This is a genomic window from Paracoccus sp. S4493, assembly GCF_000967735.1.
GTDB classification, from domain to species: Bacteria; Pseudomonadota; Alphaproteobacteria; order Rhodobacterales; family Rhodobacteraceae; genus Paracoccus; species Paracoccus marcusii.
The window spans coordinates 1-14,492 of record NZ_JXYF01000039.1 but is presented as its reverse complement, the minus strand read 5'-3'; the positions used below and the strand labels follow the sequence as shown (position 1 = coordinate 14,492).

General features: G+C 63.3%; 12 protein-coding genes. All 12 read left to right on the top strand.

Features of this window, described 5'->3' with window-relative positions; all coding sequences use genetic code 11:
- The first annotated feature begins 25 nt into the window (after nucleotides 1–25).
- Nucleotides 26–2,866, top strand: coding sequence for a hypothetical protein (locus TW83_RS19270; protein WP_052714707.1), 2,841 nt, complete (start codon nucleotides 26–28; stop codon nucleotides 2,864–2,866).
- On the top strand, nucleotides 2,866–3,537 hold the full coding sequence (locus tag TW83_RS19265; protein ID WP_052714705.1) for a hypothetical protein: 672 nt from the start codon (nucleotides 2,866–2,868) through the stop codon (nucleotides 3,535–3,537). Before TW83_RS19270 ends, TW83_RS19265 begins: the two co-directional genes overlap by 1 nt.
- The gene (locus tag TW83_RS07635; RefSeq protein ID WP_045982176.1) at nucleotides 3,537–4,157 is read left to right on the top strand and encodes a hypothetical protein; all 621 of its coding nucleotides are present in this window, start codon (nucleotides 3,537–3,539) and stop codon (nucleotides 4,155–4,157) included. The genes TW83_RS19265 and TW83_RS07635 overlap by 1 nt, the downstream gene beginning before the upstream one ends.
- Entirely contained in the window at nucleotides 4,154–4,543 is a 390-nt protein-coding gene (locus tag TW83_RS07630) for a hypothetical protein (protein WP_045982175.1), read from the top strand. The genes TW83_RS07635 and TW83_RS07630 overlap by 4 nt, the downstream gene beginning before the upstream one ends.
- Nucleotides 4,544–6,577 carry a hypothetical protein gene (locus TW83_RS07625; protein WP_045982174.1) on the top strand — a complete coding sequence of 678 codons (2,034 nt, stop codon included), beginning with the start codon at nucleotides 4,544–4,546 and terminating at the stop codon, nucleotides 6,575–6,577.
- Between the two features lie 72 nt (nucleotides 6,578–6,649).
- Nucleotides 6,650–9,502: a hypothetical protein gene (locus TW83_RS20460; RefSeq protein ID WP_157001399.1), complete on the top strand. Its 2,853-nt coding sequence runs from the start codon at nucleotides 6,650–6,652 to the stop codon at nucleotides 9,500–9,502.
- A 104-nt stretch (nucleotides 9,503–9,606) separates the two neighbouring features.
- A complete protein-coding gene (locus TW83_RS07615) occupies nucleotides 9,607–9,981 on the top strand; it encodes a hypothetical protein (protein ID WP_045982172.1) in 375 nt (124 codons plus the stop codon).
- Nucleotides 9,982–10,220: 239 nt separating this feature from the next.
- Nucleotides 10,221–12,842, top strand: coding sequence for a hypothetical protein (locus TW83_RS07610; RefSeq protein WP_045982171.1), 2,622 nt, complete (start codon nucleotides 10,221–10,223; stop codon nucleotides 12,840–12,842).
- A gap of 82 nt (nucleotides 12,843–12,924) precedes the next feature.
- Nucleotides 12,925–13,491, top strand: a complete 567-nt coding sequence (locus tag TW83_RS07605) for an N-acetylmuramoyl-L-alanine amidase (protein ID WP_071209474.1) — start codon at nucleotides 12,925–12,927, stop codon at nucleotides 13,489–13,491.
- 2 nt (nucleotides 13,492–13,493) lie between these two features.
- Nucleotides 13,494–13,871, top strand: a complete 378-nt coding sequence (locus tag TW83_RS07600; protein WP_045982170.1) for a hypothetical protein — start codon at nucleotides 13,494–13,496, stop codon at nucleotides 13,869–13,871.
- Between the two features lie 58 nt (nucleotides 13,872–13,929).
- Nucleotides 13,930–14,145 carry a hypothetical protein gene (locus TW83_RS07595; protein WP_045982169.1) on the top strand — a complete coding sequence of 72 codons (216 nt, stop codon included), beginning with the start codon at nucleotides 13,930–13,932 and terminating at the stop codon, nucleotides 14,143–14,145.
- On the top strand, nucleotides 14,142–14,408 hold the full coding sequence (locus TW83_RS07590; RefSeq protein WP_045982168.1) for a hypothetical protein: 267 nt from the start codon (nucleotides 14,142–14,144) through the stop codon (nucleotides 14,406–14,408). The genes TW83_RS07595 and TW83_RS07590 overlap by 4 nt, the downstream gene beginning before the upstream one ends.
- The last annotated feature ends 84 nt before the right edge of the window (nucleotides 14,409–14,492 follow it).

Below are 14,492 nucleotides of genomic sequence, written 5' to 3'. Positions count from 1 at the left end.
GTGAACTCGGAATTGAGGGGGTATAATGGCTGAGGAACCGGATCTTGTCGTCTCCGCGGGGTTCTCTGACGCGCAGCTTGTCAAAGACGCCAACAAGGTCGTTGCCGCGTTCAAGAAGCGCGGCGAGGAGGCACAGAAGGCATTCCAGGACGCGCAAGGCAAGGTCAGCAACTCTCAAGCCGCCAGGGCGCACGCGCGGGAGCTGGACCGGTTGTCCAAGGCCTATGATCCTGCCTATCGCGCAGCGAGCCGGTACGAGGCCGAAGTCAAGAAGCTGGACCGGGCGTTGGACGTGGGTGCAGTGACCCAGACCCAATACACCGCTCGTGTGGCCTCGGCAGCCCGCGAGATGAAGCAGGCCACCGAGGTCGTCGAACAGACGGCGCAGGGGTCGCGCCGCTATGGCGGGGCCATGCAGCAGGTCGGATACCAGGTCGGGGACTTTGCCGTGCAGGTCGGTGCCGGCACCTCGGCCGTCCAGGCCCTCGGCCAGCAGCTTCCGCAGCTGCTCGGCGGGTTCGGCGCGATGGGCGCCCTTGCCGGGGCTGGCGCGGCGATCCTGATCCCCCTCGGCGCGGCCGTCTATCGTGTGGCCACCGACAGCGAGACCCTGGAGGAGCGGACCGCTGCCCTGACCAAGTCGACGGACGCTTACGTGGACGCGGCGGAAGCGGCCATGACGCCCATCGAGGAGCTGCGGAACCAGTACGGCGATCTCGCGGACGAGGTGGCCCGCGCGAACTCCGCGATGGCCATGCTGAGCGCGATCCGCGCGCGCACAGATGTTATGGGTGCCGCCCGCGGCCTGAGCGCGCCTCTTGGCGTGAACCTGAACCCGGACCCTCTTCCCGTCCGCGGTGACGGTACCGTCGATCCCAACCGCGAATACATGCGCCGCAAGGAAATGGAGCGGGACCTTCAGCGGGTCAAGGATCTGACTGGCGCCAGCGCGGAGCAGTTCGAAAACCTGCGGATGGCCATCAATCGCGTGGACAGCTCCAATTCCGTGGAGGCGGTCGCGCGCGATGCGGAGAACCTGCTGGCTACCATCTCCGAGCTGGCCACAAACGATGGAGCCGATCTCGACTTCCTGGGGAACTGGGGCAGCCAGGTCTACGCCGTCATGCAGCAGGCGCAGCGCCAAGTGGAAGCCGGTGCCGATGCGATGGTCCGGGAACAGCGCCGGATCGTCAGCGAGTACCAGACCGACACCGACAAGCTGAAAAAGCTGACGGACGATCGCACCTCGGCGCAGCGTATCATGGATGCCGCCATCAAGAGCGGCAACGAGGAAACGGCCCGGCTGACGCAGGAGCGTCTGGATCTGATCGATGCCGAGATCTCAAAGGTGCAGGCACTCGACCGCGCGAATGACGAGGCGTTCGTCGCCATGCAGAAACGCATCCAGCAGGGCGCATGGGGTGTCATCAGCGGCGCGGTCGAGTCGGCCACAGGTAACAGCCTGGAGCAGTGGGGCAAGGATCTGGAAGCTTCCCAGAAGGGCATCCTCGAACTGATCAAGAGCCGGGAGAGCGGTGGTAACTACAACGCCACCCTCGACAATGGCCGCTACACCGGCGGTCAGCGCGATCTGGTGAACATGACCCTGAACGAGGTGCTGGAGATGCAGCGCCAGATGCTCGCCCATCCGGACAACGCGCATAACAGCTCGGCTGTCGGTGCCTACCAGATCGTCAGCACCACGATGCGCGGGTTGATCAAGGAACTGGGCCTGAGCGGAAACGAGCTCTATTCCCGCGAGATGCAGGACCGCATGGCACAGCAGCTGCTACGCCAGCGTATGCCCCAGGGGATCGAGGGTCTGCGGAACGAATGGGAGGGCCTGCGCGGCGTGTCTCCTGCCGTCATTCAGCAGGCCCTTGGTCAGCAGTCCATCGAACGGATGGACCCCGAACTGCAGCGCGAAGCTGATGAGCGTCTGAAGGAACAGGTCCGCGATCGGGAGCGCCTGGCAAAGCAGGCCAAGGATTACAGCGACCAGCTGTCGGCCAGCCTGATCACCCAACAGCAGACCAACGACCTTTCCAGGCAGCAGGCCGAGCAAGTGGCCGCCATCAAGGCGCTGCGCCTCGATCCTGAGGCCGAGGCCCGCGCGATCGCGCAGGTCACGGCAGAGATCGAACGCCAGCGCACCGTGATGGCCCTGCAAGCCGATGCCAAGCGGCGCAACGTTGATCTGGACGCGCAGTTGGCAGATGGCACGATGACCTATCGCCAAGCGATAGAGGCCCTTGGCCAAGCCAAGGCCGCAGATATCCTTGCCACCAATGATCGCGCGCAGGCCGAGGGTCGTGCTGCAGATGCGATGCAGTTCATGGCTGAACAACAGCAGTCGGTCGAACAAGGATTGATTCGGTCCATCATCGCTGGAGAGAGCTTTACGCAGGTTCTGGCCAATGTTGCCCTAGCATTCGCGCAGGCGGCCCTTCAGGCCGCGCTGTTCAACTCAGGTCCCATGGCCGGCGGTGGCGCAGGCCTAGGGATCCTGGGCGGTATCACCAACAGCATTTTTGGCCGTGGCGATGCCCTAAGCGCCGGGTTGAAAGTGGCGGGCCTTAATCCGGTCAGGTCCTTCGATGGCGGCGGCTACACCTGGGGCGGCCCCCGCTCTGGCGGCCTGGATGGTAAGGGTGGTCAGCTGCACATGCTACACCCGAACGAGCGCGTCCTCGATCTGACGCGCGGTCAGACACATGGCGGCGGCAGCCGGTCGGTCGCCCTGACCTTCGACATGCGCGGAACGACAGGGGACCGTGAAATCGATGCGAAGATCCAGCGCGCGGGCGAAGCGATGCTGGAACGTGTCCCCTCCGTCATGGCCGAACACCAGAAGCGAGATCAGTAATGCAGGCCACCTTTCCCCATCTCGCCCTCTGGCAGGATGTCCAATTCTACATTGCCGGGCAGTCCCTAGAACCGGAGGAAAGCGTCACCGGTAATGAGACCATCGTCCCGACGATGCGGGGCAAATGGATGGCATCTGCCAAGTTCGTGCTACGAGGCGAGGCGGCAACCCTCCAGTGGCAGGCCTTCCTTGCCCAGATGCAGGGCCGGATCGGCACCACGTTGGTGCCCTGCCGGTCCCGGTATCGGCCCAAGGACAGGAACGGCTTGCCCCTTCCCTTTTGCAGCATCGGCGGCATAGCAGGGTCCCAGACATTCGAGCACTTTGGGTTTCAGAATACCCCCGTGAATCGCATCGTGCTGGCCTCGGCCGCGGCGCTTCGGGCGACGGAACTTGACCTGACATTGAACGACACGACAGGTCTGCGGCCGGGGCAGTTCTTCTCGATCGGGGAGCGGCTGCACCGCGTTCAGCTGCACTGGCGGCCTAGTAGCACCACCAACCGGGTTATGATCGAACCGCCCCTTCGGGCGGCTGCTCCAGCAGGATCGCGACTGGAGATCGAGCGGCCAGTCTGCAAAATGAGGATGGTCAGTGAGACCGAGGGCCTCTTCGACCAGGCTATGGCCGTCACGCCGAGCACCCCCGTGAACTTCATGGAGGCCCTCTGATGCCCGCACGCGACGATCTGATTGCAATCCCCAACGAGGTGCTGCGTGATGGCCGGATCGGTCAGTCGGTGTTGGTGTTCATGGACTTCCGGGACGGCCCCAAGCGTTGGTGGACGGGCTTCGGGGATCTCGATGTCGGCGGACACCGCTGGCAGGGTGTGGGTGACCTGGTCAGCATCGGCAAGATCAGCACCGCATACCAGGTCTCGGCCAAGCAGGTGACCTTCAAGGTGGCGGCCACGCCGGAAATGTTCGCGCTGGCGCTGAACGCCAAGGCCCGCGTCCGCGACCGGGCTGTGACGGTCTACCTGCAGCTCTTCTCGAACATCCGGCAGGCGGCTTTCACGGCCGGGGGTGGCGAGCTGCTGGCAGGGGATCCGGTGGGTTCACCCATTTCGCTCTTTAACGGTACCATGCAGCGCATGCCCTGGTCCGGCGAGGGGTCGACAAAGAGAGAGATCAGCGTCGAGGCCGAGGGTCTGTTTTTCCGCCGCAACGCCCCGCCGCGCGGGCGCTGGACCGACCCTGATCAGCAGGCGCTCTTTGCCGGCGATCGCGGGCTGGAACGCCTGCCGCTCTATGCGAACGGCTACGAGGTTGGCTGGAGAATTAGCGGATGATCCGACTGGCCGGCGCAAACGACATCCTGCCCATCGTGGACATGATCGAGGATCTGCGCGCCGCCGTGGGCGGCCCTGTGCCGGTGGATCGGTCCTGGACGGCGGGCATCCTCGCCAAGCTGATCACCAGCCCTGACGCGGCTGTCTGGGTGTCGGGCGGTGGGTTCATCGCCGGATCGCTGCAGCCCACGGTCATCAGCCCTGCGCTGATCGCCATGGAGCATGGCTGGTGGGCCAGAGACGGTAGTGGCCTGCGTCTGCTGCGCGCCTTCGAGGCATGGGCACAGGAACGCGGCGCGCTGCTGACACAGCTATCGACGGGCCCCACGGGGCTGGATCTAACACGGCTCGGCTACCGGCTGGCCGAACGCGCATGGGTAAAGTGAATGGCCATCTTCTCATATCTGGCCACCACGGCCTTCTGGGCCTCCGCTACGACGGCACTCGGCACGACCGCAGCCAGTGCCATCATCGCCGCCGGCCAGGCGGTCACCTGGTCGCTGGCCTCGATGGCTCTGAATCGCCCGCAGGCGTCCCGCCAGGAGATGCTGGCGACGCTGAACCAGACTGAGAGCGCCCGCCGCCGCGCCTATGGTCGCAACCTGATGGGCGGCATCCGCGCGCTCTTCGAAGCTCGTGACGGACGTCTCTACCAGGTCGTAGTGATCCATCACGGTCGTGTCGACGGGCTGCTCCGCTTCTGGATCGACGGCGAGCCGGTTGGATGGAACGCGGACACCGGCGAGGTCCAGCGCTACAAGTACCTGTTCTTCCGTGACGGGTCCGGACAAGGCGGCGACTATGAGCCGCCTCGGCAGGCCTTCCCTGAAATCTGGACTGCCGACCACCGTCTCCAAGGGCAAGCAACGTTCTGCTCTGTCTGGGGCGATCCCTCGGACGAGGACTTCCAGAAGGTCTTCCCGAAGGGCGACCAGACGCAGGTGCAGGCCGAGATCCGCGGCGTCCGCGTGCGCAACCTCGCCGGCGATCTGGTCTACACAGAGAATGCCGGACTGTGCATCCGAGATCAGATGACCCATCCCACGGGTTGGGGCATCCCCCTCGCGCGCCTGGACGCAGCCTCCTGGGCATCCTTCGCTGCGCTGTGTGGAGAGGCTGTGCCGCTGCTCTCCGGTGGCACAGAGCCTCGCTATCGCCTGTGCGGGTTTTACACCCTCGAGGATCCCCTGAAGGATGTGACTACTCGGATGCTGGCCACCTGCGACGGGCAGATCTACGAGACAGCCGATGGCACGGTCGGCATTCTCGGCGGGGCATGGTCGGAGCCGGATGTCACCATCACCGACCGCGATATTCTGTCCATCCAGATGTCGGACGGCTTCGATCCGTTTACCGATTACAACGTGCTGCAGGGCAGCTTCGTCAGCCCGGCGCATGGTTACCAGCCGACGCAGGTGGCCGAGCTGGTCGATGAAGAAGCGCTGGCCACGCAGCCGCGCCGCACCGACATGCTGGACGTGGACATGTGCCCCTCCGGCACCCAGCTGCAGCGCCTGATGCAGATCAAGCGGGCCAAGGACCGCCGGGAATATGTTGGAACGCTGCGCACCAATCTGGTGGGCCTGAAGGCGCGCTTTCCCAAAGGTGACGGCATCCATACCATCCGGGTGGTTTCCAACGAATTCGGCCTCGATGGCGTTTTCGAGGTCACCAGCCACAGCTTCGACATTGAGCGCGCCACCTGCGAGATCGGCATCGGCAGCATCCTGAATCCGTACCCGTGGCATGCGCCGTCCGATGAGCGGCCGATGCCCCCGACGCTGGCGCAGATCGGAACGGTGGACGAGGTCGACCCGGTCCCGACAGGTGCTGTCCTGGTCCAGGAGCGCGTGACGATCTCGGGTGACGTGCAGGGTGTGAAGCTATCGCTGTCCGTTGATGATCCGGAGCGCGAAGGCCTGCAGCTGCGCGCGCAGATCGCGCAGGGCGACTTTGCCCCTGTCGGCCCCTGGACCGGAACGCAGCCGCAGTGGGACGAGATGACAGCGGCCCAGTTACGCGCACAGAGCGATGTCTTAGGGGATGGCCAGCAGTACACGGTTCGCTACCGCTGGCGGGGTTATGGCGATTGGCTAAAGTTCGGTCCGGTCACGGTACTGGCGAACCCGGTGACGCCGCCGACGCCCTCCAGTCTTGGCGTCGTGGCGACGGGGGACACCGCGTATATCGACTGGATCAACGCGCCCTCCGGTTACTTCCGCACTCAGGTGCTGATGGGTGCCACGACCAACTTCGCCGAAGCAACCATCATCGCCACAGTCGCAGGCAGCGCTGGCCGCCCGGACAACTACACTCACGACATGACCGGGATCACCGGCACCCGCCGCTTCTGGGTCCGCACCCTGAACCGTTCCGGCGTCCCTTCGGAACCCATCGGGCCGATCTCGGCCACCTTCTGACACTACCCCACAATTCGCCACGACCGCCCGCCTCGCGCGGGCTTTTTGCATTCGAGGTCAAGCATGCCTGTATTGGACACCATCAACCGCGCGTTCAGGGATTTCGTCCGCTTTACCGGCGACGGAAAGCCGAACGCGCCGGTTGGAGCGCCACTGCCGATCGGCGATCCTCTGTCGGGCGTCCACAATCCTGGCAAACAGGATTGGCGGGAGGCCCTAATCGAGCTGGCGCAGACGCAGGGCGATCCTGACGCCTTGCAGGATATCCTGACCGAGCTATCTGGAAAGGCTGAAGCCACGGCACTGGATGCGTTCAAACCAGTGCTTTCCAGCCTCAGCATGGGTGACATGTTCGGCCAGCACGTTGCAGTCGGACAAGCCCTCAACGGCGCCAGCCTCGTCGCAGGAACGGGAACAGCCGTGATGGGGATCCGTATCCCTGCGGGTCAGACCGGGGCACAGACCTATCTATCGCTTGTAATGAATATGGAAACCATGCGCGGGCAGACCATATTCTTCCGTACCCGCTTCAAAGCCTCTGCTGGGTTTTTGGCTTCCGTGACGCTCGGCCCCGTACGCGCTCAATATTCAACGGGGTCGGGATACACACCTCTCGAAGTGTCGGCTCCGGCTGCCGTACAGCGTGGTGACATGCTGGAAATCTCCGGCACTGCAACTATTCCAGGTAATGCGACCCAAGCCGGGTTGACCCTACAGGTTGCGTCCGCGAATGCTGTCATGTCCAGCGTACAAGAGGCAGTAGTGTCGTCGATCGAATACACGATCCTGTCGGACCGAGGTGACGAGGCATCCGTCCAAAGCCGTTTCCAGTTCGTCAATACTGGTCTGCTGCCTTATGCAGAACATCCCACAGTTGGATCGGCACAAGCTTTGAATGGGGCGATCCGGGTCAATGACGAACGTGGCGCCGGTATCGGGATCAATACGCCTGTTGGCCAAACGGGCACTAGTTCGTATGTCATTAGGCTTTTCTCGGCGGCTGGTCTTCAGGCGGGTGATCGGCTGCGCGTTACTGCAAAATACGATGTTTCGGCAGAATTTATGTCGCGGCAGCCTCTTGGGCCGGTAGTTTTCAATGTCCGAACAACGCCGAACGGGCCTGGGATCAATCGAACGGCCGCGCGTCGCATGGTGCAGGACGGTACGGTCCTGACAGTGGTCTCCGATTATGTTGTGCAGGGCGACGAGTATATGCTTGGTCCCTGCATTCAGCTTGCTGCCGGCGGCGATACGAGCGTGGCCAGAAACTTTATCGCCAAGTCACTTGAAGCTATGGTTTCGCGGTTCGGAGAGAGCGACACCACAGCAACTATGCAGCACGCGATGGCCAGGAACCGCAGCGACATTGTCGCAGCAGTTACCAGACCTCCGGTTGCGACCGACTTGAACGTAGGAGATGGTGGGCTGACTTTTGCGGCAGCGATTGTCGCAAGCGCAGGGGCTTCACCAGTCACGCGGGTAAGGTGGCGGGTTTTGCCCGGTGAGTACACGAGCGAGTTCAACTGGACACTTCCAAAGCACGTTGAAATGGGCGCCTCTGGTTCTGTTCGGCCTCGCATTCACTATGAGTTGCCCGATGGATCGGCGCTAAATCCTGCTAGCTACCAACCGTTCTTTGTCACTGATACGGCAAGTCTGCGCGGGCTGGATGTCAGCGTCCGAAATGGACGCTATGCGGTTCACATCGAAGCGAATGGGGCTAATCCTGACGCGGTTATTGAGATTTCAGATTGCCGTCTGGAGCATCTTGGGAACGTGATAGGGAGCTGGGCCTCGCAGGATGCACTTGGCATGGGAACATCAAGCGGGTGGCATGTAACGAGCAAGGACAGCGTCTACATTGCGCCAGTCATGACGTTTGCTTGGCATAACAACGTTGACTTCGCAAAACCCTGCGTTGTCAGGAATGAGCGCGATACCTTTGTTGCATTAACTCAGTCGACCGGTAGCGGGGTCAACGGAACGGCGCTGCGCATTCTACCTTTGGGCTCTGGTCAGCGCGATCAGCACATCATCGAAGATTGCGTAATCGTCGGCGACATTTCCTACGCAGTAACCGGGTGGTTTCCCTCTGAACTAAGCAAGCAGCTTGCTGATCATTCCGAGATAAAGGTCTCTGGGAAGGGAAACAGCCCTGCGGTGTTCCGCATTACCGACTTTGGTCGTGCGCTTAAAATTGCGGCGCCAGATGGTTCGTTGGCACCCGTGAGCGTAAGTGGGCCTGCTGTTGCAATCTTGATGGGCCAAGTGCGCTCCTATCCCGGTGCAACTAATCTAGCGAGCTATGTTCACGGTTCAGCTGATGTTTCGGAACAGCTGGTTGGACCCGCTGCCAACTTGGCCATCACCAGCTTGGGAAGGCGATTGGGAAATCGCTCCAGCACGCCAGTCAGCCTAAGCGTGACTGTTGGCGCTGAAACGCGAACGGTGACGTTCAACGCAAACCATACCGCCGTCAGCAATGCTGATCTTCTTGCTCAGATCAATACTGCCTTGGGCGGCATTGCCGTGGCATCGCTTTATGCAGTCGGAGAGCGTTACCGTCCCCGCTTCACAGATGAGGAGCTGTCCCTTACCAACGGACAAACTTATGGCATCCCGATGGGATCGCTTCTGGCATGGGATACGAACCGGACGCATGTAAGGCTGATGACATCGTCGGACGATCCCTCGATATTCGCGGGCGTTGCGTGGGAAGATATCTATCCCTCGAAAGTCGGTCGCGTTAAGGCCCGTGGATACCTCCCTATCTCAGATATCCGTCGCGCAGACACTGCTGCCATCACTTTCGGTTCAAGCCTTTCCGTTTCCCCTACCAGCCCGGGACAAGCTGTCGCGGGTGGATCGCAAGCGTTGTTGACGGCCATCAGGCCTACCGCGGTTGCGCTGCGCGGCACCCCGTAGTCACCCTTCCCACTTAATCAGCCCGCCTTAACCGGCGGGCTTTTTCATGCCCGACCGACGGGCGCTCACTGAACCGGCCGCCGCCGGCACGGAAAGGATATCTGATGGCGAAGATCGAAGGTGGCATCACCTGGGGCAACGTCTGGTCGATCGGCGCGACCATCGTCGCTGTGGCGGTGTCCTATGCCACCCTGCAGGCGGGGCTGCTCGAAGGGCAGCGCGAAATGAAACGCATCGAGCTGCAGGGCGGCCAAGCCACCCAGGAACTACGGCTGACCCATGAGAAACAGCTGACCGACATCCGGGCCGATCTGGTCACGCACCGGCGGTCGATCCAGCAGCTGGAAATCTCTGATGCACGGAACAGCGAGCGATACGAAGCGCTGGCCAGATCGATGGATGAGCTGAAGGCGGCGCAGCGCGAGACAAACGACCTGCTGCGGCAGATCACCAGTCAGCGTGATGCTGGCGATGACTGATCGTCGACCTCGATATGACCTGACCCATCCCCGCCCTGACCGGCGGGCTTTTTTATAGGCCCCCCATGACACCCAGCTTCAAGCCAGGCGCTTTCTCCACTACATCGGCGTGACGCCTGCCGGCCAGTTCTTCACCATCAATCCCCAAATCCGCTACCGCCTCCTCTGAGGGAGACCTCCTCGCGGCGGCGCGAAAAATCACACCCAATCCCCCATTTCTGTGCATTGGAGATACCACCATGCCAACCGCAAAAATCGCGGCCCGCCTCGGCATCATCGCTGGCGAAAGCTCCCGACCGTTCATCAACGCCTTCAAGCAGGCATGGCCCTGGCAGGCGGACCGTGGCGGCGCGCAATGGGACGCGCTGGTCGCCGCAGGGCACATGACGCCCGGAGGCCAGCTCATCTCGATCGCGCCCGGGTCTGGCGGGTTCCGCACCCGCCTGTTCCACAACATGCCGGCGGCGGCAGGCGGGACGGGCCGATGGCGCCTGCGGTGGGACGGGACGGCCACTTGGGACCTGAATGGGGCCCGCAACATCACCCGCGTGTCGCCGAACGAGATCCAGTTCGACTTCACGGCGAACGGCGCATCCTGGGTCGACCCGATCGTTCGCTCGATCGACCCCGCAGGCGGACCGATCGAGAACATCGCACTGGTTCATCAGGATGACTGGGCCGATGCCGACCGGGGCCGGATCTTCCGCCGCCAGTATCTAACCGAGGTCGCCCCCTATACTGCCCTGCGGTTCGACGAATGGATCGGCATCCTGACCAGCGAGAACCAAGGCGGGCTGCGCATCACCTCGTGGGAAAGCCGCGCCCTGCCCACCGACGAGATCTTCTACCGCTTCGTGCCCTACGAGTGGATGGCCGCATTGTGCCGGGAGGTCGATGCCGCGATGTGGCTGTGCCTGCCTACCGCAGCCACCGACGATCACATGCGCCAGTGCGCAGCCCTGATACGCGATTTGATGCCCGCGCCCCGGCAGGTCTATGTCGAGTACAGCACCAAGACTTGGGACTTTTCGGGCACGCCGCAGGCGCACTATTGCGCAGCTCGCGGGCGTGAGGCTTTCGGCACCAGCACCGGTTCCGAGTTCCGGAACTGGTACGGGATGCGGTCGGTCCAGATGGCGCAGATCTGGCGCCGGATCTGGGGCGGCGACGAACGCCTGCACACCGTGGTCCAGCACCAGGCCGATTGGATCGGGGGCGAGGCCGATATTCTGCTGGCACCGCTATGGCGTGACCGCAGTGGGACGCGTGGCCTGCCAGTCTACGTTGCGCCGCATTCCGTCATGGACATGTTGACCGTGCATGCGCAGATCGACGGCGGCATGGCTTACGGTGGCCGGGCTTCGCAGTTGGAAGGCTGGCGCACGTCCCTTTCCCAAGATGCAGCATTTGATCGGATCCGCGACCAGCTCTTGACGGGCAACCAATGGGGCGCGGACCGCACGGTTCGCAGCCTGGTCCCCAAGTGGCGGCACTACCGCACCGAGGCAGCCAAGTACGGCATGGAACTGGGTGTCTACGAGGTGGGGAACCACATGAACGGCGTGGGCGGTAGCACGGCCCTGCGCGCGTTCATCCACGCGTTCTCTGTCAGCCGCCAGATGGGCGAGGTTTACGCAGAAACGTTTGCCGCCCTTGATGCCGCAGGCTTCGACGGGCCGCTGGCTATGTCGGTCGAATGCCGGATGCCCGATCAGAACATCATGCACGGCCTACAGCGCTGGCTGGGCGACCGGAACCCAGCATGGGCCGCTGTGCATGCCCTGATCGAGGATGCGCCCGTCGTCGCGCCTCCTGTCGTGCAGCCGCCTGTTGTCGTGCCGCCCGTGCCGATCCCCCCGGTCGTGGAGCCGCCCGTCGTGGTGGTGCCCGATCCGGAGCCTGAGCCCGAACTAGAACCTGAACCCCAGCCCGAACCGGAGCAGCCCAACATGGCCGACCGCGCCAAACTGACCGAACTACTTTCCTTCCTCCGATCTAGTGTTGCTGCGACGCAGGCCGTTGTGGTCGACCTGCAGGCCTACCTCGCCGCCCCGGTGATCACGCCAACGCCCACACCCGCCCCGACGCCAAATCCGGCCCCTACGCCCGCGCCGAATCCCACGCCCACCCCGGCGCCTGTCGGCAACCCGCTGCGTCCCGCGGGCTACCGCGCCGTGCAGGATTTCGGCATCGACCGGAACGCCTCGTATAATTGGGGCAACGCGAACCTGCACATCTTCCTGCCGAATTGGGCTGGCGGCGACCGCCAGAACGGCGTCGGCGGGAGCTGGGGCACACCGTCTCGTGTGGCCTATGGTTCTGACAAGGAAGTCACGCTGACGGCGGGCATGGTCGGCAGCCAGTGGCGCAACGGCGCCATTCAGCTGAACCGCCCGATGGCCTCGCTTGGCAAGTTCGGGGCTGTCGTTGTCTGCCACACCGCGCGGGCAGTGAACGCGGTCTTCACGCACGACAAGAGCGGGAAGGAGCTGGACTTCGAGCTGGTGAAGCGCGGCGACAAGATCGGATGGGCACCAGGCGTCCATATGCCCCGCGTGGGAGGTGGTCGGGCCTCTGGTGATCGTCGCACCATGGCCTTGGGCGAGTTCAAGCTGGGCGTCCCGCAGCGCCTGGAGTTCGAACTGTTCACCGACCGCTGCGAGTTCTCGATCGATGGCGTCGTCTTCGAGACGATCCGCCCGGCCGATATGGGCCCCGGCTTCATCTGGGATACGACGACCACGATGGCGCTGTTGGCCACCATCGAACGTCACGCGGGATGGGCTGGGTGGGCTTCTGCCGACTATGCCCAAGAGAGCCGGATGACGGTCCATGCCTTCACCATTCCGGCGATGCCGTAAGCGCCACGGCGCATCTATCCATCCAACCGAGCCCCGCCATCGTGCGGGGCTTTTTCATGTCCATGCCCACAAGGAGGCAGTCATGCCACACTTCCCCATCAAGCTCATCGTGCTGCACTACAGCGCGACTTATCCCGACCAGGATTACGGCGTGGCTGACATCCGCAAGATGCACCTCGCCCGCGGGTTCAACGACGTCGGCTATCACTACGTTCTCCGGCGTAGCGGGGCTGTCGAGAAGGGCCGCCCGGACACGGTCGTCGGCGCGCATGTCTCAGGCAACAACACGGGGAGCCTGGGCATCTGCTGCATCGGCGGCATCGAGCGCGCCACCGGCCCCAATGTCGGCGTCGACAACCGGACCGAGGCGCAGAAGGCTGCGACGGTGAAGCTGGTCCGCGAGCTGCTAGCCAAGCATCCCGGTGCCCAGGTCATCGGCCACCGTGATCTAGCTGCCACCCAGTGCCCCGGCTTCGACGTGCGCAGCTGGTGGGCCGCGGCCAACGCCCGGCCGCCTGTCATCGACAGCGTCCCGCCTAAACCTCTGCCCTCGCCGGCTTCCCCTGCCGCCACCGGCCCCGCCAAAGGCGCGATCTACATCCTCGCCGCGCTGGCTGCTGCCGCGCTGGCCTATTTTGGAGTGAAATGACCATGAACCCGCTGATGATCTTCAAGACCCTCCGCGACCTGTCTGCGCTGATCGAGCAGGCGAACCGCCTGGCAGGACCGGACAATCGTTGGTCGCTGGCTTTCACCAACCGCTCGTTCATCGTCGCCTGTGTGGCCTTCGTGGCTGCGGCCGCGCTCATGATCGGCCTGCCGTTCCCGATGCCGATCGATGTGACGGCGGAGACGGTCTATGCCGTCATCACCGTGGCAGGCCTAGTCTGGGCCGGCGTCGAGCGCATGCTTGGCAAGACCCGAGCTGTCTGGAACAAGAAGCAAGCCGTCGAGGCCCTGACGGAGGCCGATGCTCTGACCGCAGCGCTGAACAAGGTGCCGGGGGTAGCCGCGCATCCGCCGCGCTGAACCAGAAAGTCTTGCGTGAAGTTCTTCTTTCGTTCTAATCGACCGGAAGGAGACAACCATGCTTCGCCACCGAATCCACGAGCCGATCTTTCCTGAGAACCGAGCCCTCTACATCATCTGGTGCGAGGAGTGGCAGGGTGATCGATACTCTCTGGCGGCCGGGCACCTAAGCGCCATGCTCGCGGCGTGGGATGCGATGGCCGACTATTCGCCGCGCGATCGGCTCCTTCTCCAGTTCGGCAGCCGAGTTCTTCGCATGCGAGAACCGGAATGACCGCGCACTGGACTCGCAAGATCACCTTCGAAGCTAATGCTAACGATTGGGTCGTTCTCCGGGATGGCCTGGTGGTCGGCCGTGTCATGCTGGACGACCAGCAGAGTAGTCGCATCGGTCGTGATCAATGGGCATGGTCTGTCATCACCATGCCGTCGAAGAACGGCTATTCGGATTCGATGCCTGACGCGCTCGAGGAAGTCCGGTCGCGGGCGTCCGACAAGTGGGGGCACAAGCCCCATGGTTGGCCGGATGATCGCTAAGGTGTCCCACGGCCTGTTCTGGCATGGGACACCTGCACTGATTTGTAAGGGAAATATTTCGCTGCTGGTAGGCCCGGCAGGACT

What these genes read in the sequence shown, in the direction of transcription:
- TW83_RS19270 (WP_052714707.1), top strand. Translation starts at nt 26, where the DNA reads ATGGCTGAGGAACCGGATCTTGTCGTCTCCGCGGGGTTCTCTGACGCG.
- TW83_RS19265 (WP_052714705.1), top strand. Translation starts at nt 2,866, where the DNA reads ATGCAGGCCACCTTTCCCCATCTCGCCCTCTGGCAGGATGTCCAATTC.
- TW83_RS07635 (WP_045982176.1), top strand. Translation starts at nt 3,537, where the DNA reads ATGCCCGCACGCGACGATCTGATTGCAATCCCCAACGAGGTGCTGCGT.
- TW83_RS07630 (WP_045982175.1), top strand. Translation starts at nt 4,154, where the DNA reads ATGATCCGACTGGCCGGCGCAAACGACATCCTGCCCATCGTGGACATG.
- TW83_RS07625 (WP_045982174.1), top strand. Translation starts at nt 4,544, where the DNA reads ATGGCCATCTTCTCATATCTGGCCACCACGGCCTTCTGGGCCTCCGCT.
- TW83_RS07615 (WP_045982172.1), top strand. Translation starts at nt 9,607, where the DNA reads ATGGCGAAGATCGAAGGTGGCATCACCTGGGGCAACGTCTGGTCGATC.
- TW83_RS07610 (WP_045982171.1), top strand. Translation starts at nt 10,221, where the DNA reads ATGCCAACCGCAAAAATCGCGGCCCGCCTCGGCATCATCGCTGGCGAA.
- TW83_RS07605 (WP_071209474.1), top strand. Translation starts at nt 12,925, where the DNA reads ATGCCACACTTCCCCATCAAGCTCATCGTGCTGCACTACAGCGCGACT.
- TW83_RS07600 (WP_045982170.1), top strand. Translation starts at nt 13,494, where the DNA reads ATGAACCCGCTGATGATCTTCAAGACCCTCCGCGACCTGTCTGCGCTG.
- TW83_RS07595 (WP_045982169.1), top strand. Translation starts at nt 13,930, where the DNA reads ATGCTTCGCCACCGAATCCACGAGCCGATCTTTCCTGAGAACCGAGCC.
- TW83_RS07590 (WP_045982168.1), top strand. Translation starts at nt 14,142, where the DNA reads ATGACCGCGCACTGGACTCGCAAGATCACCTTCGAAGCTAATGCTAAC.